Raw genomic sequence first — 19,232 nt, forward strand, 5'->3', positions numbered from 1 at the left:
TTATATATGAAAAAAGCATCCATTCTACTCATAGCATTTACCGCATTAGCCTTTCATGCTTGTGGCATATATTCATTCACCGGAGCATCCATTCCTCCTGGTGTAGAAACCTATCAAGTAAACCGATTTGAAAACACATCGCTGCTTATAGAACCTGGTTTAGAGCGTGATTTTAAAATTGCACTTGAAGATTTAATTCAAAATCAAACCAATTTAAACCTAGTACCCTCTGGAGGTGATTTAGTTTACGAAGGTGAAATTACAGAGTATAGAATTTCACCAACAACAGCCACCTCTGAAAATGTTGCGGCTCAAAACCGATTAACCATTACGGTGAAATTACGCTTTTTCAACAGAAAAAAGGAAGACGATGATTTAGATCAGTCTTTCTCCTTTTTTTATGATTTTCCCGGAAGCGCACAGCTGTTAGGATCCCAAAAAACAACAGCACACGAAGAAATTTTTGAACGTTTAACACAAGATATTTTTAACGCTACCCTAGCTAAATGGTAGATTTAAATCCATAAAAACAAATTTGCTTTAAGCAATGAATACAACTGATTTTACACATATTTTACAACAGCCTCAAAATCTAACCTTTGAGCAAATAGAAGATGTAAAATCAATTATAGATACATTTCCGTATTTTCAAGCCGCAAGAGCTATTTATCTAAAGGGTTTACAAAATCAAGGTAGTATAAAATACAATCAAGAGTTAAAAACAACAGCAGCATATACCGCAGACAGAAGTATTTTATTTGATTTTATTACATCGGAAGCCTTTATTCAGAATGAAATCTCCGAATTTATTAAAAAAAATACAGCTTATTTAAAGAATATTGATGTTGATGCTGAAGATATCTCAGTAGACAAAAGTGTTGGAGTTGATGAGGCTCTGCAGGAGCAAATTAAAGAAACGGTTGGGGTATTAGACCCTAGCTTATTTGAAACTAAAACCGATTCACCAAGTAGTGCTGAGGACATTAAAACTGTTGAAGAAAACAAGGAAACTCTGAAAGCTGAAGATGTTTTAGAACTAGGCAAACCCTTCAATTTTAACAAAAATGAATCTCATTCCTTTAATGAATGGTTAAAATTAACCAAGCTTAAACCCTTAGAACGCCCATTTAAAGGCACACCTAAACCAGCTGTTAACGTAATAAAAAAGATTGAAGAACCTCAACCCAAAAAAAACAAAAAAACAACTTCAGAAAAAGAGCGCAAGTTTGAATTGATTGATAAGTTTATTTCAAAAAACCCGAAAATAAATCCAACTAAAAGCGCTGCCCCTAAAGGCAATTTAGCAAAAGCCCAAATGATTCAACCCGAGGCGTTGATGACAGAAACTTTAGCACGCATTTATGTAGAACAAAAAAATTTCAAAAAAGCGATTCAATCCTATAAAATTTTAAGTTTGAAATATCCAGAAAAAAGTGGTTTCTTTGCAAACCAAATTAAAGCAGTAGAACAATTACAAGAAAAAAACAATAAAGAATAATGAGTACGTTTACAATATTTCTAGTCCTTATAGTGGTTGTAGCATTTTTACTAATTGTAGTAATCATGGTTCAAAATCCTAAAGGAGGTGGTTTATCCTCTTCTTTTGGCGGTGGAGGCACCCAACAATTAGGTGGTGTAAAAAAGACAACCGACTTTTTAGACAAAAGTACATGGACTTTAGCAACCGTTTTATTGGTGCTAATTTTAGCTTCAAATATTACAATTAACCGAGGTGATAATAGCATTGACTCAAAAGCTTTAGATCCTGATGCGCAAACTGCGCAACCTTTACCTGAAGCGTTACCTCAAACACAAGAGGCTGCTCCAGCAACATCAACAGAGTCTACTACTGACAATAGTACAGAAGACCAATAAAATCTTCTACATATTCATATACAAAATGCCATCTATTACAGTTGGCATTTTTTGTTTCTACCTGTTAGGCAGACAGGCCTGCAAGTTTGTCAGATTGCCTATCATGGCACATTTTTAGCTACATACAAAGCCGTTAAACATTAACTTAATAATTAAAATATAAAACAAATGGGAGTAAACATTAAACCATTAGCAGATCGTGTTCTTATTGAACCTGCTCCAGCTGAAACCAAAACAGCTTCAGGAATTATTATTCCAGACAACGCCAAAGAAAAACCTCAAAGAGGTACTGTTGTTGCTGCCGGTCCTGGCACAAAAGACGAACCTATTACAGTTAAAGTTGGTGATACTGTTTTATATGGCAAATACGCCGGAACAGAATTAAAACTTGAAGGTTCTGATTATTTAATTATGCGTGAAAGCGACATTCTAGCAATTGTTTAATTGTAAACTTTTAACATCCAAAAATTTAAAAAAATGGCAAAAGACATAAAATTTGATATTGATGCACGTGACGGTTTAAAACGTGGTGTAGATGCATTAGCTGATGCAGTAAAAGTAACTTTAGGTCCTAAAGGACGTAACGTAATTATTAGCAAAAGCTTTGGAGCACCTCATGTAACTAAAGATGGTGTTTCTGTAGCAAAAGAGATTGAACTTGAAGACGCTCATGAAAACATGGGTGCACAAATGGTAAAAGAAGTAGCATCAAAAACCAATGATTTAGCTGGTGACGGTACTACAACAGCTACTGTTTTAGCACAATCTATCGTAAAAGAAGGATTAAAAAACGTAGCTTCTGGTGCAAATCCAATGGATTTAAAACGCGGTATTGACAAAGCCGTTAAAGCCATTACTGCCGATCTTGAAGAGCAAGCTCAAGAAGTAGGTAATTCTTCTGAAAAAATAAAACAAGTGGCCGCTATTTCAGCAAACAACGACGATACTATTGGTGAATTAATCTCAAAAGCGTTTGAAAAAGTTGGAAAAGAAGGTGTGATTACCGTTGAAGAAGCTAAAGGAATGGATACCTATGTTGACGTGGTTGAAGGTATGCAATTTGACCGCGGGTATTTATCACCTTACTTTGTAACAGATTCTGATAAAATGATTGCTGATTTAGAAAATCCATACATTTTATTATTTGATAAGAAAATTTCTAACTTACAAGAAATTCTTCCAATCTTAGAGCCAGTAGCACAATCTGGACGTCCATTATTAATTATTGCTGAAGATGTTGATGGACAAGCTTTAGCTACTTTGGTGGTTAACAAATTAAGAGGTGGGTTAAAAATTGCTGCGGTAAAAGCGCCAGGATTTGGAGACAGACGTAAAGCCATGCTTGAAGACATTGCTATCTTAACTGGTGGTACGGTAATTTCAGAAGAAAGAGGTTTTACTTTAGAAAATGCTGATTTATCTATGTTAGGTACTGCTGAAACAGTAACTGTTGATAAAGATAATACAACAATTGTTAACGGTTCTGGTGATGCAGATGCTATTAAAGCACGTGTAAACCAAATCAAAACTCAAATTGAAACAACCACATCTGAGTATGATAAAGAAAAGCTTCAAGAGCGCTTGGCTAAATTGGCTGGCGGTGTAGCTGTACTTTATGTTGGCGCAGCAAGTGAAGTTGAAATGAAAGAAAAGAAAGACCGTGTTGATGATGCTTTACACGCTACAAGAGCGGCCGTTGAAGAAGGCATTGTTGCTGGTGGTGGTGTTGCTTTTGTTAGAGCTAAAGCAGCCCTTGAAACTCTTGAAACTGCAAACTTAGACGAAACAACAGGTGTGCAAATAGTGAACAAAGCTATTGAAGCACCTTTAAGAACTATTGTTGAAAATGCAGGTGGAGAAGGTTCTGTGGTTATTAACAAAGTGTTAGAAGGTGATGCTAACTTTGGTTATGATGCTAAATCTGAAGAATATGTTGATATGCTTAAAGCAGGTATTATTGATCCTAAAAAAGTGACGCGTATCGCTTTAGAAAATGCAGCTTCAGTAGCCGGTATGATCTTAACCACTGAGTGTGCTTTAATCGACATTAAAGAAGATGCACCAGCTATGCCTCCAATGGGTGGTGGTATGCCAGGAATGATGTAAGTTGATAACCTCAACACACACAAATAAAAAAACGCTTCAACATTAGTTGAAGCGTTTTTTATGCATAATGTCTCCTAATCATTCTTTGTTAGATTTAAGAATATACCCATAGCATTATTCTCTTACCTGTTGAATTTGATTGGTCAAAACTTCTCTTTCCAAAACTTTAATTTCTTGCACTGTTTTTCCTTTATAAGTCCTTATATAGGTAATCTTATCATCGGCACTATAACTATAATCTAAACCCAAAGCCAATGCTGGTTCCTTGTACTGCTTCATATCTTTTACAAACTGCAATTGCATTTTTTCAACAACATGCTTGTACTCTGGTCTGAATATACATTTACCAATTCCTTAGAATTTTTGGTTAAATCAAATAGTCATGCTGTGTCTTTAAAAGACAACACCAATTTGTATTGACCATCTGTAATCGAAGTCCACTCACTTAAAGGAGAATAGTTAATATACACCATTCAAAATATTCTCCCAAAGCGTCAACATCAAAATCACCAGATTTCCCTTTATCCCCTACAGCCCATAATGGTCGCTTTGAAGTTATTCAGGTTTTTTAGGCTCAGGCATTTCGACTTTTAGATTAGTATAATGCGACTTGTAGGGTTCTCTCGCTTCATTTGGTATATGTGGATTAGGCAAAGAAAGCATCAAACAGAATGATCTCTTTTTATCAGGTTCTAACACCTTAAGAGTACAATTTATCAGAAAACACACAACATACAAACTATCAATTACCTTTTCGGGCCTTTAATAGCTCAGATTAATTGTTTTAGTTTCATAATTTTGGCGTACCCATTTTGCGTGCCCGTTACCATAGCGCATACACCAATCCATGTCCTCATAGCCAAACGCTTTTTCGCGCTCACCTGTTTTCAATGTTTTCATACGAGTAGATGCCAAATATCACTTCTCCACATAACTTGTACCGCACCCAGATAACCTCTACACCTCTGCAAATGTGATTAGATCTTCAAACATGCTCATACCATTAATAAGACACCCTTGGACACAGGATAAAGCCCCATTGAAACGATATTCATAAAGGCATGTATACGGGGCTAGAGGCATAATAATTAGTACAAATTGCACCTTCATTGGGCATAAATCTAAAAAAGGTTTTTCAACAGCTATACCCTTTCCTCAAAGTATAGCAATGATATTCACCGATACAATACTTTGAAAGCCTCTTTCTTAATAATAACTTTAATTTTTTCTATGTCCTACTCTTTCATGTTATGTTTCTACATTTAATTAATACACCTTTTCATTTAAACCTTTTTTAATTGAACAAGTCTTAGTTTTATCATTTTTAATTCCCAACCTAAGTTTATGTTTCGTACAGCAGTATTACTTATACTTTCCTGCTTTATAAATAATCTTTTTTCTCAATCTAATACCTTGATTGGTACCATCACAGATTCAGATCAAACTCCAATTGAATTGGCATCAGTGGTCTTGTTAAACCCTAAAGATTCAACGGTTGTAACCTACTCTATTACCGACAGCAAAGGCTTTTTTCAACTCACTGCATCAAAAAGGGAGACCTTGCTGTTTCAAGCTTCTTCTTTAGGGTTTAAACCATTTTATAAAAAGATCTATTTACAAAGCAAACACATTGATCTAAAAACGATTGTTTTGCAAGATGACGTCAGTACATTAGATGCTGTTATGATTTCTGCCGTTGTACCCATACAAATTAAAAAAGACACCATAGCCTTTAATACCAATTCTTTCAAGGTAAATCATGATGACACCATAGAAAAACTACTTGGAAAACTCCCTGGGGTTGAAATTGATTCAGACGGCAAGGTTGTAGCGCAAGGTGAGGAAGTGCAACGTATTTTTGTAAATGGAAAAGAATTTTTTGGAGGCGATCCTGCTATTGTTTTAAAAAACTTATCGGCCGATGCTATTTCAAAAGTAGAAGTGATAGACAAGAAAAGTGATGAGACTGAACTTACTGGAATTGATGACGGCAATAAAGAAGTAATTATCAATTTTACCTTAAAAAAAAACAGACAAAACCAGGGGTTTGGCAAACTATCAGGTGGCATAGGGTCAGACAAACGCTATTTTGGTAATGTTAACTTCAATCAATTTAATCCGAAAACACAAGTATCTGTGATTGGAAAATTTAACAACATCAATATCACAGGATCAAACATAAAAGGATTTTTAGAAAATGCTAGCGGTCTAGACGATGAATCTTCTGAAGAAAGCATGACAGCAACAAAACCCAAAAGCTTTAGTGGCTTTTTAACTACGGGTGTTACTGGGGTTCATTATGGGCATGAATTCAAAAAAAAAGAATCTGTAAATGCCGATTACTTTTTTAATCACACCAACAATTATGGGCTTTCAAATACCAATCGTTTAACATTTTCAAACACCAGTAATTTTGATTTTAAAGCACTGAATGACTTTAACAATACCTCCAATAATCATAATTTAAATTTTAATTATGAAAACAAGTCCAATTCAAAATATAGTTTAAAAATTACAGGCGGATTGATTGCTGATATGCGCGATAACTTTATTGACAGTAAAGGGAAATACTTTAACGAAGACGGCAATTTGGCTACCACCAATGATTATATTCTAAACACCAAAAATGACAGAAGTACAGGGCGCATAAATACGCAGTTTTACAGGCGATTACAAAAAAAAGGACGAAGTTTCAATGCGGGTATTAGCGCCAATATTTCTGATAGGTCATACTTTAACACCCAAAAATCAATTAGAACAAGCAATATAGGAAGCCCCAATGAAAGAGAACGTGAACAATTCACACTTAGAGATGAGTACTTTAAAACTGATAAAATCAATTTATTATTCACTTACACTGAACCTCTTATTGTAAAACATTTTTTAAAAATTAGCGGTACCGCAGTACACATTCTTGACCAAGAACATGCTAAACAATTAAGAACTGATATTACTAGAGATAATGAGGAAACTTTTAGTTATAATTTTTTCCATAATGAACGTCGGTATTCAACTAAATTCTTGCACAATTATGTTTCTAAAAAATGGTTTCTTTCATACGGTGCAGAAATTCAGGATATAAACCGAACTTTTGGTGAAAACAATCATAAAGATATTGTGAGAAATCAATATTACACCAACCCATTAGCAATGCTTCAATATAAACCTAAGCGTGGAATAAAATATAGATTAAACTACCAAAGGCAAATTAAAAGTCCTAGAACGCCCCAAATAACAACTGTTGTTAACGATTTAAATCCTTATAACATACGAACTGGTAACCCCAATTTAAAAAACGAAAAATTAGACGTGCTTACGTTCAACACCAATATTCATGATTTTAAATCGGCCTTAAGTTTTTATGCTAATATTCAATATAGATGTATTCAAAACACCATTATTTCAAATGTCACCATAGACGATGACTTTGTAAGAACTAGAACATATGATAATGCTGGCGATACGCAAAACCTAAAAGCCAATTTAAGTTTAAGTAAAAAAATTAACAAACTAAATATAAGATATACCCTAAAAAACAAAACCCTGTTTTCTACCTCAAAAGCCTTAGTTAATCTAAAACTTAATGATGTTGAAACCCAAGATTATTGGTTTAGTTTTCAGTTGGAGAATTCCAATAAAAGTATTTTAGATATTAAAGCGGGAGCTTCCTTAAGTTTAAATCATACTAATTTTTCTCTAGACGATGATTTAGATAGAAAATATACCAAACAACAATATTTTGCTTCTTTTGATTGCCAAGTTTCTAACAAACTAAACTTTAATACCCAGTTTGATTATATCACATTTACAGACAATACCTTTACCGAAATCCAAAAACTACCATTACTAAACGCGGCCGTTTCATACGCCTTTTCAAAAAACAATAATATTTTGAAACTTGTTTTAATTGATATTTTTAACAAGAATGTAGATATTTATAGGCGCAGTACGGTAAACTATTTTGAAGAAACTGTCACAGAAAGTTTAGGGCGTTATGCTATTTTGAGTTATAGCTATAGACTAAATAACAATAAAAGGAGAAAATAATGACACTCAATGCTTGAGCTTATAATAATAAAATGCAGGCAATAATAGGATTAAAAGTATAGGTTGAATTAAAAACCGTCTCACATTAAAAAACACATAATAGTCTTCTTGTTTTGGGTTGATTACAAAGTATAAGTAGACAAACAGAAGTACTACAAAGGTCAATACATATAACAAAACAGAAAACTTAACAATACTTATGTCTTGAAAAACTAAATACAAAATACCCAATGAAATTACTGTATTTAAAGCATATCTAAACGTGGTAAATAACACCAGTTCTGCTACTTCCCGCCTCGGGCTATCCATATACAAATAATCATTTTCAAAAAAACTTAAATACGGGTCATAAAACAAACTTGATTCAAAATATCTTATTAAAACCAGAAGTAAGAAGCACACTACCACCAATATATACCTTAAAGGTTTATTCATTTCTTTTTTTTTGTCTTGAAAATCGGTTAATCCAAATAACCCAGAGTAAAAACATCATCCCATAGATAATGGCTGGAAAAACAACGGAGTGTAACACATCTGAATATTCCGGATAACAATAAACTCCTATGGTTAACACTACAATGCGAAGCACATTAACACTATAAATTAAAATACTTCCTGCCAACATAAATAGCAAGGTAGTTTTTAATTTACTCGCAAAAGCTGCAATAAATGAGACAAACAGTATAATAACACTTATAGCATTACAGCCCTCAATAATTCTAGCCACATAGTTATTATTCAGAATTAATTTCATGGAGGGTTCATTGGGGTGCGGTATCACTTGTGCATCAAAGCCAAAAGCATTTAATAAAGCTTCAGTTTGCAAGCTAACCAAATGCGTTACATAATCTGGATAAAATTTAGAACCATCAGAAAACTGCAAATACATTTTATAGCTCCATGAAAGAACAACATACACAAATAAAAATGTAAGTATAAATGTTATTACCGACTTGTATTTAACTAAAAGTGCTTTCACGAATTCTATAATATGAATCCCGAAATTAAGTCTTTTTAAATATTTTTGCTAAAACTTTTAAAGTTATGATGTTTAATACTCTAAAACCACAGGTTGAAACCATTTTATCTCATACCGAAAAGACCGTAAATGAAAAACTATTTGCTGTTTGCGAACTTCTTGAAAACCATATAGAATACTACAACTGGGTAGGTTTCTATTTTAAAAACGGAGACAAAAAAGAGTTAAAACTTGGCCCTTATGTAGGAGCACCTACAGACCATACTATCATTCCCTTTGGCAAAGGTATTTGTGGTCAGGTGGCTGTTAGCAATCAAAATTTTGTTGTTCCAGACGTTAGCGCACAAGATAATTACATAGCGTGTAGTATTACTGTAAAAGCCGAAATAGTGATTCCTATTTTTGTAAAGGGCGAAAACATTGGGCAAATAGATATCGATTCAAACACACCTAATCCGTTCACAGAAGCCGACGAACGTTTCTTAGAATTTGTATGTAAAAAGGTAGCTAAAATATTATAACTATTTCTTTACCTAAAACGCAGATTTTACATTTTTACATAAACTGACAATACCACTCAGATTTAATTAAAAAAGCCTTCATTTTTTACCAAAATGTAAGCTCATTTTTTGAAGGAAATAAGTATTTTTGCAAATATTTTAAAATTTCAGGATAAACCCCTGATTTACACTATCTATTTCAAGTTCAACAGAAACATAAAACCTTAACAACATAGTAATGAGCAACGAAAAAAAAATCAAATCAGCCTTAATCTCTGTATTTAGTAAAGATGGTTTAGAACCCATAGTTAAAGAACTAGACAAACAAGGTGTTACCATTTATTCAACAGGTGGTACAGAAAAATTTATTAATGATTTAGGTATAAACGTTGTTCCTGTTGAGGATGTTACTTCTTACCCTTCTATTTTAGGCGGACGCGTAAAAACATTGCACCCAAAAGTTTTTGGAGGTATTTTAAACAGACAGAGTCATGACGGCGATGTTGCCGAGTTAGCTGAATATGAAATTCCTCAAATTGATGTGGTAATTGTTGATTTATATCCTTTTGAAAAAACGGTAGCCTCTGGAGCTAGCAATCAAGATATCATTGAAAAAATTGACATAGGTGGTATTTCATTAATTCGTGCTGCCGCAAAAAATTATGCCGATGTAATTTGTGTGTCTTCTGTTGCTGATTATGCTGAATTTTTAGAGTTAATTTCTGCCAATGAGGGGTCTATTTCAGAAGAAGACAGAAAACGATTTGCCACCAAAGCATTTAACGTATCTTCGCATTATGACACCGCTATTTTCAACTATTTCAACCAGAATAATGAAGAAACCGTTTTAAAAATCAGCGATCAAAACGGAAAAGCGTTACGTTATGGTGAAAACCCGCACCAAAAAGGCTATTTCTTTGGAAACTTTGACGAGTTATTTACCAAACTACACGGAAAAGAATTAAGCTACAACAACCTTTTAGATGTTGATGCAGCTGTGAATTTAATGCTAGAATTTAAAGGTGACGCACCAACTTTTGCTATCTTAAAACACAATAACGCCTGTGGTTTAGCACAACGCGACACACTACACCAAGCTTATGTTGATGCCTTAGCGGGAGATCCTGTTTCGGCTTTTGGCGGTGTATTAATTAGTAATACTGAAATAGATTTAGCAACAGCCGAAGAGATTCACAAACTATTCTGTGAAGTGGTTATTGCTCCTTCTTTTTCAGCCGAAGCTTTAGATATTCTTAAAGGTAAAAAGAATAGAATATTATTAGTTATTCACGATATTGAAATGCCTGCAACAAACGTACGAAGCTGTTTAAATGGTATTTTAGTACAAGACAGAAACAACATTACAGATAAGGCCGAAGACTTAAAAACAGTAACTAACCTAGCGCCTACTGATGCTCAAATTGAAGATTTATTGTTTGCTTCAAAAATTTGTAAACACACAAAATCTAACACCATTGTATTGGCTAAAAACAAACAATTATGTGCTAGCGGAACAGGACAAACAAGTCGTGTAGATGCCTTAGAGCAGGCTATTCATAAAGCAGGCACATTTAAGTTTGATTTAAACGGAGCTGCTATGGCCAGTGATGCATTTTTCCCATTCCCTGATTGTGTTGAAATAGCAAAGAAGGCAGGAATTACATCAGTAATTCAACCAGGAGGTTCCATCAAAGACCAATTAAGCATCGATTATTGTAATGCTAATGACTTGGCTATGGTGATGACTGGCACCCGTCATTTTAAACACTAAAAATCATACACTACACCCTAAATTCATCGGTTTTTATTGCTGTCTAAATAGTCTAAAAACCGATGAATTGCGTATAAGAAACAACGGTTATATTTTAATAAAAATTTTGAACCTGTTATAAGGTATATATTTATTTACTTTTATTACATTTACGAGATTCGATTTTAAACCACTAAAAATTACCAATAACATATGGGCTTTTTTGACTTCTTAACCGAAGATATTGCGATAGATTTAGGAACCGCAAACACCCTTATAATTCATAATGACAAAGTTGTAGTTGACGCCCCTTCTATTGTGGCGAGAAATAGAGTTTCTGGAAAAATTATAGCCGTGGGTCAAGAAGCTAGTTTAATGCAAGGTAAAACGCATGAAAACATAAAAACCATTCGTCCTTTAAAAGATGGAGTTATTGCCGATTTTGATGCTTCAGAACAGATGATTAGTATGTTTATAAAAAACATACCTGCTTTAAAAAAGAAGTTTTTTACACCAGCATTAAGAATGGTGATTTGTATTCCTTCTGGCATTACGGAAGTAGAAATGCGAGCGGTAAAAGAAAGTGCAGAACGTGTTAATGGGAAAGAAGTTTATCTCATTCATGAGCCCATGGCTGCCGCTATTGGTATTGGTGTAGATATTATGCAACCTAAAGGAAATATGGTGGTTGATATAGGTGGTGGTACCACTGAAATCGCTGTAATAGCTTTAGGTGGTATTGTATGTGATAAATCGGTTAAAATTGCTGGAGATGTTTTCACCAACGATATTGTTTATTACATGCGTACCCAACACAATTTATATGTTGGAGAACGCACTGCTGAAAAAATAAAAATTCAAATTGGTGCGGCTACTGAAGATTTGGAATTACCGCCAGAAGACATGAGTGTTCAAGGGCGCGATTTACTTACTGGAAAGCCTAAACAAGTTACCATTTCGCATAGAGAAATTGCAAAAGCACTCGATAAATCTATTTTAAGAATAGAAGATGCCGTTATGGAAACCCTTTCACAAACGCCTCCTGAATTGGCAGCCGACATTTATAACACAGGTATTTATTTAGCTGGTGGTGGTTCTATGCTTAGAGGTTTAGATAAACGTCTATCACAAAAAACAGATTTACCTGTTTATATTGCCGAAGACCCCCTAAGAGCAGTGGTAAGAGGCACCGGAATTACACTAAAAAATTTAGCAAAATACAAAAGCGTATTGATTAAATAGAGCGGGCTAAGTCATGCAACAAATTATTAATTTTATAATAAGGAACAAAAACTTTTTGTTGTTCTTGTTGCTGTTTTGTGTGTCTCTTTTATTTACCATACAGTCACATTCGTATCATAAAAGTAAGTTTATTAATTCTGCAAATTTTCTTACTGGAGGGGTTTATAATTCAATAAACAACATTAGTAGTTATTTTAGCTTAAAATCGCAAAACACCTTATTGGCCGAGGAAAACAAACAGCTCAAATCACTTTGGTTTAATGCCTCACAAAAAACAGATTCTACTTATGTTGACTCCACAGCATTTCAAAGTCCGTATAGATTTTATACGGCCAATATTATTAAAAACAGCTATGCATTAACTGATAACTATTTAACCATAAATAAGGGGCGAAAAGATAGCATAAAACAAGATTTTGGTGTGATTTCTTCTAAAGGTATTATAGGAATCATAGATAAAACAAGTAGAGGGTACGGCACGGTGTTATCCATTTTAAATACAACCAGTAGAATTAGTGCACAATTAAAAAAAACCAATCATTTTGGAACACTCACCTGGAACGGAAAATCTCCTGAATTCACCCAACTAGTTGATATCCCCAAAATAGCCCCACTACAGAAAGGAGATACCATTATCACTTCTGGAAGGTCTTCTATTTTCCCAAAAGGTGTTCCTGTGGGTGTCATTGCAGACTTTGTTCTAGATCAAGCTGAAAATTTCTATGAAATAAATGTGAAACTTTTTAATGATATGACCAATATTGAACATGTATATATCATTGAAAACATAGATACAGAAGAAATACTAAACCTAAATAACAACAATAACAACGACTAAATGAATAGTATTTTTTCCATACATACTACCCGATTTATTCTTTTAGTTGTTTTTCAGGTTTTAATATTAAACCATATTAACTTTTTGGGTTATATAAATCCTTATGTTTATATTCTTTTTATTGCCTTATACCCCATAAAAAATAATAGAGTTATTTTAATAGTATTGAGTTTTTTATTGGGCTTAACCATCGACTTATTTTTAGATACAGGTGGTATTCATGCTGGGGCATCGGTGTTTATTGCATACGCACGCCCCGTACTTTTAAAAACGTCATTTGGAGCCATTTATGAACATCAAACCATAAAATTTAACACGGTAGACTTTGGATCAAAACTCACATATTTTACCCTATTAACGGTCATGCACCACCTCATCTTATTTTCTCTAGAAATTTTTAGCCTGTCAAAAATAATTTTAGTCTTACAAAAAACGTTATTCTCAAGTATTTTTACTATACTTTTAAGTGTATTGATAACTATTCTTTTTAGTAAGAAACCAAGATGAGACAACTTTTATTATTCATATCAATAATTACAGTTGGCCTATTATTTATTTCTAGGCTTTTTTACTTACAAATTTATGATGCCAGAAGTCATGATTTATATGCCGATAATGCTATTAGAAAAGTGTATGATTATCCCAAACGAGGATTTGTTTATGACAGAAACGGAAAGCTTCTTGTAGCCAATCAACCGTCATATGACGTCATGGTTATCCCCAGAGAAGTTGAGCCTTTAGATACTTTAGAATTTTGTTCACTTTTGAAAATTGATAAAGAAAAATTCATCAAAACATTAGATAAAGCAAGACATTATTCACCAAGATTACCTTCGGTTTTTGTATCTCACTTATCTAAAGAAGATTATGCCGTGCTTCAAGAAAAGATGCGAAAATTTGATGGATTTTATATTCAGAAGCGCTCTTTAAGAAGTTATGAAACAACTATTGGCGCCAACGTACTAGGCGATATTGGAGAAGTAAATAACAGAATCATCCAAAAAGACCCCTATTACAAAATGGGTGACCTTATTGGAAAACAAGGGGTTGAAGCCTCATACGAAAAAACCCTACGCGGGGTAAAAGGCATAAAGTTTATTCAAAAAGACCGTTTCAACAGAAATATAGGCCCCTACAAAAACGGAAAATTTGATACTATTCCTGAACAAGGCAAAGATATTACCATTACTATTGACGCTAAACTTCAAGAATACGGTGAACTTCTTATGAAAAATAAAAGAGGAGGCGTAATTGCTATTGAACCTTCCTCGGGCGAAATTCTTGCCATGGTAGCGGCCCCTACATACGACCCCAATATTTTAGTAGGCAGGGAACGTTCAAAGAACTTCACCAAGTTATATAATGACTCTATTGCCAAACCACTTTTTAACCGAAGTTTACAAGGGGTTTATGAGCCTGGTTCACCATTCAAATTAATGAATGCCTTAATTGGTTTACAAGAAGGTGTGATAACTCCCGAAGAAACCGTTACCTGTTATCGTGGCTATAAATACGGTAACCGATTTATGAAATGTCATTGTAACTATGGCACCAGAAATAATATTGTAGGAGGTATTCAGCGTTCATGCAATGCCTACTTTGCTACAGCCTATAGAAAAATATTAGACAAAAATGGCAATGCTTCAGACGGCATTGATGTTTGGAGTAGCCACGCCAAGAGTTTTGGTTTAGGACAATTTTTAAATAATGATTTATATGTAGGACAAAAAGGAAGGATTCCTGATAGAGCTTATTATAAATACATTTATCCCAAAACCTTTTATTCTACCTATACCATTTCAAATGCTATTGGCCAAGGGGAGGTAGCCACAACCCCCATTCAATTAGCCAATATGGTAGCGGCTATAGCAAACAGAGGCTACTATTTTACCCCGCATATTATAAAAAAGATTGAAAACGAGACTTTACCAGAACAGTTTACAAAACCTAAATACACCACCATTGACAAGCGGAATTTTGAACCCGTTATTGAAGGTATGTATCAAGTTTACAAAAAAGGAACGGCGGCTTCATTGCAAGTAAAAGATATAGATATTTGTGGAAAAACAGGTACCGTTGAGAATTTTGCTATTATTGATAGTGTTAAAACACAATTAACAGACCATTCTATTTTTGTAGCCTTTGCTCCAAAAGACAATCCTAAAATTGCTATTGCCGTATTTGTTGAAAATGGCTATTGGGGAAGCCGGTTTGCTGGAAAAGTAGCGAGTTTAATGATTGAAAAACACATAAAAGGGTTCATTACTAGAACCGACTTAGAAGATTGGCTTTTAAGACACTCGTTACAAGATGAATATGCCAAACCCTACTCTGGAAAACCCTTTCAAATTAATGGCTATACACAACTGCAAACCATTGAAGAGAAAGATTACCTTCAATTAAAAAAGAAACTACAACATATTAACAGCACAAGTAATTAATGGTTAGGGAGACAAACAGACATTTTAAATTTGATTGGATTACCATAATACTCTTTTTACTGTTAGTTGGCTTTGGTTGGTTAAACATTTTATCGGCTTCACATACTGGTAGTAGTATAGATTATTTTGATTTCTCACAACCGTTTGGAAAACAACTGATGTTTATTTTTCTAACTTTCGGACTCATTGTTATTCTCTTAGCTATTGATGCCAAGTTTTATGAACGGTTTTCAAGCCTTATTTACATCATATCCATGCTATCTTTAGTTGGCTTATTCTTTTTTGGAAAGAACGTAAATGGCGCAACATCTTGGTATGCTATTGGAGGCATGACATTACAGCCCAGTGAATTTGCAAAAACTGCCACTGCTCTAGCCGTTGCTAAATATATTAGTGACCTCAACACCAATATTAAAGTATTAAAAGATCAATTACAGGTATTTACCATTATTATCATTCCTGCCCTTTTAGTTTTACTTCAAAATGATACAGGCAGCACCTTGGTTTACGCTTCTTTCTTTTTCGTGTTATATAGAGAAGGGTTGCCTAAATACTACCTTTCTATTGGTATTTCGGTTATTGTTTTATCTATTTTGTCATTAAAATTTGGCCCCCTCATTTCATCTTCTCTGGCGGTTATATTAGTGATTGGTTTTCATTTTCTAAGCAAGAATAAATTAAGAATATTTCAATCTATAATTATTTTATTACTGGCCTTTTTAGTCTCTTTTGGTGTAAAATTCTTTTACCAAAGCATTTTAAAACCGCATCAGCAAGATCGTATTAGTCTTTGGTTACGATTAGAAAAAGATCCTGAAAAGCTAGAGCAAATGAAGCAAACGTTTGCCTATAACCTAAATGAATCAGAAAAAGCTATTAGCTCGGGCGGATTAACAGGTAGAGGTTTTATGGAAGGCACTAGAACCACAGGAAAATTTGTTCCAGAACAACATACAGACTATATTTTCAGCACCGTTGGTGAAGAGTGGGGCTTTATAGGAAGTTCATTTGTAGTCATACTTTTTGTTTTATTATTACTACGCATTTTACACCTTGCCGAACTGCAAAAATCACAATTTAGTAGAGTTTATGGTTATGGTGTGGCCTCCATTATTTTTATTCACTTTTTTATAAATATAGGTATGGTGATGGGTATTATTCCAACCATAGGTATCCCTTTACCCATGTTTAGTTATGGTGGCTCTGGCCTCTGGGCTTTTACTATCTTGATTTTTATTTTTATTAAGCTCGATTCAAATAGAATCAATGAATGGTAAGCACTTACTTTTTAAGTTCTAATTTTTCGGCAAAATAATCGCAAAAATCTTTCATAGTAGCACTCATTTTTTCATCTTGTGTAGCTCTGTAGAAGGTATCACTCATGGCCACTAAGGTTTGATGAAAAAACAACTTCATCTCATCAACGGGCATATCTTTAGTCCATAAATCAATACGAAGTGTTTCTTTTACTTTTGAATCCCAAACAGCAAGCATCATCGCTTTGGCTTCTTCATTGGCAATACCTCCATCTTCAGCCGTCCAAAATAATTTTTCTGGAATGCGATTTTCATCTAAAGCAACGTTTAATTCTATCTTTGACGTGTTTATTTTTGACATTACTTGCGGGGTTTAAATTTTGAGTTATTAAAAATCTCTTCTGTATTTTTTGAGAGCATATCTGAAAGCTTAACATCATTATTCTTCATGTAAGCTTTAACAATTTGCCAGCCTATAAATTGCCCTAATCTACCTGGGGAATCTGCATCAATCTCTTCTAAATAAAATTTTGTGAAAGGTGCAGGGTTTATAAACCTACTTGGTAATTTAGAGTCTGTACTAAACAATAATTCACGTTCAACAAAATACCTCCAAATATAACTTTCGTTAGCACGAGCCCATTCTAGTTCATTGTCTGTATAACCTATGCGCTCCGCTTCTGTTTTAAATGGTATTACAGCATCTTTAAAATAAAGGCATTTGCCAAAATAAACCATTTCATCAAGCAAAGTTTTTCTGGCAGGATGAAACACATACTTCTTTGCATATTCATCGGCCAAATCAACAACAACCTGCTCTTTAGTAAGTCCTGCTCTTATATATTTTGGTATACTGGCATAATAGTCATGATTACTCCCTAAATACGCATCTAAGGCAATTAAAGCAATGGTATCGGTCACAATAACTCTATTTCTATAATCAACATCATTGGTTACTGTAATCACTCTGGGCGGGGTGAACTCAGGAAAATAATACGTTAAGTGATTAAACAAAAATTCAATCTCTCCTTCCAGCGTTTCAACATTTGAAAATATTTTATTTACCTCCTGAAATAAAGCACTTTGTAAGCTATCTGACTTTTTTTCTAACCAGAACGTATCTGAGAATTTTTCAGAAAACAAAAAGGGATAATCTGTTTTCAAACCTTGTAAATGGGCTTGGTCTACCTTAGCAAATAACCTATCAAACCGTTCAACCTTAATATCTGTTTGTATTTTGGCTATCTCCGCTTCATGTCCCTGTTCTTGTTTGCAAGCATATAGCAACACCATTATCAGTAATATTCGTAATACTTTCATCACATAAAACTTAATCTTCATAAATTTTTATAAATAGGGTGTATGCGTTATTTTTGCTTGCAAAGGTACTATTAAATTCAAAGAAAATGCAAATAGAAAACGTTGTAGATTATATTGTAAACTGGCTCAAGGATTATGCAACCAAGTCTGGCATGAATGGCTTTGTTGTTGGGGTTTCAGGAGGTATTGATTCTGCCGTAACCTCTACCTTATGCGCTAAAACAGGACTTAAGGTGTTATGCGTAGAAATGCCTATTCATCAAGCTTCAAGCCATGTAACACGCGCTCAAGAACATATGACTCAACTAAAAAAACGTTTCTCTAATGTTAGCACTACCAAAGCAGATTTGACGCCTGTTTTTGAAGAATTTAAAACTGAAGTTATTTTAGAGGGCAAGCAAGCTACCGTTGATATGGCACTGGCAAATACACGGGCTCGTTTAAGAATGACTACTTTGTACTATTATGCTGGGTTATATAAAATGCTGGTTGCGGGTACAGGAAATAAAGTAGAAGATTTTGGGGTTGGCTTTTACACAAAATATGGTGATGGTGGTGTAGATTTAAGCCCTATTGCCGATTTAGTGAAGTCTGAAGTATATCAATTAGGAAAATACCTAGATGTACCTGAATCTATAATGATTGCTGCTCCTAGTGATGGCTTGTTTGGTGATGCCAGAAGTGATGAAGACCAAATAGGTGCATCATACCCAGAGCTTGAATGGGCTATGGCTATGGATGAAAAAGGTAAAACTATTGCTGATTTTTCAGGTAGAGAACTTGAAGTCTTCAAAATCTATAAACGCTTCAATACGGCTAACAAGCACAAAATGGTTCCTATCCCAATTTGTAAAATTCCTAATAATTTCACACAATAA

The 19,232-nt window shown here is 34.1% G+C and carries 20 protein-coding genes; 14 read left to right on the top strand and 6 right to left on the bottom strand.

Translation table 11 applies throughout. The features are described 5' to 3' along the window. Positions 1 to 6: 6 nt before the first annotated feature. The 5 genes from FGF67_RS10065 to groL all read left to right on the top strand — a co-directional run bounded on the left by FGF67_RS10065 (position 7) and on the right by groL (position 3,981). Positions 7 to 513 (top strand): LptE family protein, encoded by a 507-nt coding sequence (locus tag FGF67_RS10065; RefSeq protein ID WP_139697345.1) that lies wholly within the window; start codon positions 7 to 9, stop codon positions 511 to 513. Between the two features lie 34 nt (positions 514 to 547). After that, the gene (locus FGF67_RS10070) at positions 548 to 1,498 is read left to right on the top strand and encodes a hypothetical protein (RefSeq protein ID WP_139697348.1); all 951 of its coding nucleotides are present in this window, start codon (positions 548 to 550) and stop codon (positions 1,496 to 1,498) included. Then, positions 1,498 to 1,875 (top strand): preprotein translocase subunit SecG, encoded by a 378-nt coding sequence (gene secG, locus FGF67_RS10075; RefSeq protein WP_139697351.1) that lies wholly within the window; start codon positions 1,498 to 1,500, stop codon positions 1,873 to 1,875. The genes FGF67_RS10070 and secG overlap by 1 nt, the downstream gene beginning before the upstream one ends. 168 nt (positions 1,876 to 2,043) lie before the next feature. Next, positions 2,044 to 2,319 carry a co-chaperone GroES gene (locus tag FGF67_RS10080; RefSeq protein WP_139697355.1) on the top strand — a complete coding sequence of 92 codons (276 nt, stop codon included), beginning with the start codon at positions 2,044 to 2,046 and terminating at the stop codon, positions 2,317 to 2,319. 33 nt (positions 2,320 to 2,352) lie between these two features. Then, the gene (gene groL, locus FGF67_RS10085) at positions 2,353 to 3,981 is read left to right on the top strand and encodes a chaperonin GroEL (RefSeq protein WP_139697359.1); all 1,629 of its coding nucleotides are present in this window, start codon (positions 2,353 to 2,355) and stop codon (positions 3,979 to 3,981) included. Positions 3,982 to 4,095: 114 nt separating this feature from the next. Here groL and FGF67_RS17260 read toward each other — a convergent pair whose 3' ends face one another. Together FGF67_RS17260 and FGF67_RS17265 are read right to left on the bottom strand one after the other, a co-directional pair. Continuing rightward, on the bottom strand, positions 4,096 to 4,260 hold the full coding sequence (locus tag FGF67_RS17260) for a hypothetical protein (RefSeq protein WP_158293210.1): 165 nt from the start codon (positions 4,258 to 4,260) through the stop codon (positions 4,096 to 4,098). Positions 4,261 to 4,743: 483 nt separating this feature from the next. Next, on the bottom strand, positions 4,744 to 4,881 hold the full coding sequence (locus FGF67_RS17265) for a hypothetical protein (protein ID WP_158293211.1): 138 nt from the start codon (positions 4,879 to 4,881) through the stop codon (positions 4,744 to 4,746). Positions 4,882 to 5,325: 444 nt separating this feature from the next. Here FGF67_RS17265 and FGF67_RS10090 point away from each other — a divergent pair, with 444 nt between their 5' ends. Further along, positions 5,326 to 8,028 carry an outer membrane beta-barrel protein gene (locus FGF67_RS10090; RefSeq protein WP_139697363.1) on the top strand — a complete coding sequence of 901 codons (2,703 nt, stop codon included), beginning with the start codon at positions 5,326 to 5,328 and terminating at the stop codon, positions 8,026 to 8,028. Positions 8,029 to 8,034: 6 nt separating this feature from the next. On the opposite strand, the gene FGF67_RS10095 is transcribed toward FGF67_RS10090, so the two are convergent. Together FGF67_RS10095 and xrtF are read right to left on the bottom strand one after the other, a co-directional pair. Continuing rightward, positions 8,035 to 8,463: an exosortase F system-associated membrane protein gene (locus tag FGF67_RS10095; RefSeq protein ID WP_139697367.1), complete on the bottom strand. Its 429-nt coding sequence runs from the start codon at positions 8,461 to 8,463 to the stop codon at positions 8,035 to 8,037. Then, positions 8,456 to 9,007: an exosortase family protein XrtF gene (xrtF, locus tag FGF67_RS10100; protein ID WP_139697372.1), complete on the bottom strand. Its 552-nt coding sequence runs from the start codon at positions 9,005 to 9,007 to the stop codon at positions 8,456 to 8,458. The genes FGF67_RS10095 and xrtF overlap by 8 nt, the downstream gene beginning before the upstream one ends. Before the next feature lie 65 nt (positions 9,008 to 9,072). Here xrtF and FGF67_RS10105 point away from each other — a divergent pair, with 65 nt between their 5' ends. The 7 genes from FGF67_RS10105 to rodA all read left to right on the top strand — a co-directional run bounded on the left by FGF67_RS10105 (position 9,073) and on the right by rodA (position 17,055). Continuing rightward, positions 9,073 to 9,528 carry a GAF domain-containing protein gene (locus tag FGF67_RS10105; protein WP_139697377.1) on the top strand — a complete coding sequence of 152 codons (456 nt, stop codon included), beginning with the start codon at positions 9,073 to 9,075 and terminating at the stop codon, positions 9,526 to 9,528. 217 nt (positions 9,529 to 9,745) lie between these two features. Beyond that, on the top strand, positions 9,746 to 11,278 hold the full coding sequence (gene purH, locus FGF67_RS10110) for a bifunctional phosphoribosylaminoimidazolecarboxamide formyltransferase/IMP cyclohydrolase (protein ID WP_139697382.1): 1,533 nt from the start codon (positions 9,746 to 9,748) through the stop codon (positions 11,276 to 11,278). A 192-nt stretch (positions 11,279 to 11,470) separates the two neighbouring features. Beyond that, on the top strand, positions 11,471 to 12,499 hold the full coding sequence (locus FGF67_RS10115) for a rod shape-determining protein (RefSeq protein WP_139697387.1): 1,029 nt from the start codon (positions 11,471 to 11,473) through the stop codon (positions 12,497 to 12,499). 13 nt (positions 12,500 to 12,512) lie between these two features. Continuing rightward, a complete protein-coding gene (gene mreC / locus FGF67_RS10120; RefSeq protein WP_139697388.1) occupies positions 12,513 to 13,337 on the top strand; it encodes a rod shape-determining protein MreC in 825 nt (274 codons plus the stop codon). Then, the gene (locus tag FGF67_RS10125; RefSeq protein WP_139697391.1) at positions 13,338 to 13,844 is read left to right on the top strand and encodes a rod shape-determining protein MreD; all 507 of its coding nucleotides are present in this window, start codon (positions 13,338 to 13,340) and stop codon (positions 13,842 to 13,844) included. Next, the gene (gene mrdA / locus FGF67_RS10130; protein WP_139697393.1) at positions 13,841 to 15,778 is read left to right on the top strand and encodes a penicillin-binding protein 2; all 1,938 of its coding nucleotides are present in this window, start codon (positions 13,841 to 13,843) and stop codon (positions 15,776 to 15,778) included. The genes FGF67_RS10125 and mrdA overlap by 4 nt, the downstream gene beginning before the upstream one ends. Continuing rightward, positions 15,778 to 17,055, top strand: a complete 1,278-nt coding sequence (gene rodA, locus FGF67_RS10135; RefSeq protein ID WP_139697395.1) for a rod shape-determining protein RodA — start codon at positions 15,778 to 15,780, stop codon at positions 17,053 to 17,055. Before mrdA ends, rodA begins: the two co-directional genes overlap by 1 nt. A 4-nt stretch (positions 17,056 to 17,059) precedes the next feature. Here rodA and gldC read toward each other — a convergent pair whose 3' ends face one another. Together gldC and gldB are read right to left on the bottom strand one after the other, a co-directional pair. Next, on the bottom strand, positions 17,060 to 17,395 hold the full coding sequence (gene gldC, locus FGF67_RS10140) for a gliding motility protein GldC (RefSeq protein ID WP_139697397.1): 336 nt from the start codon (positions 17,393 to 17,395) through the stop codon (positions 17,060 to 17,062). Beyond that, positions 17,395 to 18,357, bottom strand: coding sequence for a gliding motility lipoprotein GldB (gene gldB / locus FGF67_RS10145; protein WP_455423353.1), 963 nt, complete (start codon positions 18,355 to 18,357; stop codon positions 17,395 to 17,397). Before gldB ends, gldC begins: the two co-directional genes overlap by 1 nt. A gap of 83 nt (positions 18,358 to 18,440) precedes the next feature. Here gldB and nadE point away from each other — a divergent pair, with 83 nt between their 5' ends. Then, positions 18,441 to 19,232: an NAD(+) synthase gene (gene nadE, locus FGF67_RS10150; protein WP_139697398.1), complete on the top strand. Its 792-nt coding sequence runs from the start codon at positions 18,441 to 18,443 to the stop codon at positions 19,230 to 19,232.

This window comes from Allotamlana fucoidanivorans, assembly GCF_006265225.1.
GTDB classification, from domain to species: Bacteria; Bacteroidota; Bacteroidia; order Flavobacteriales; family Flavobacteriaceae; genus Allotamlana; species Allotamlana fucoidanivorans.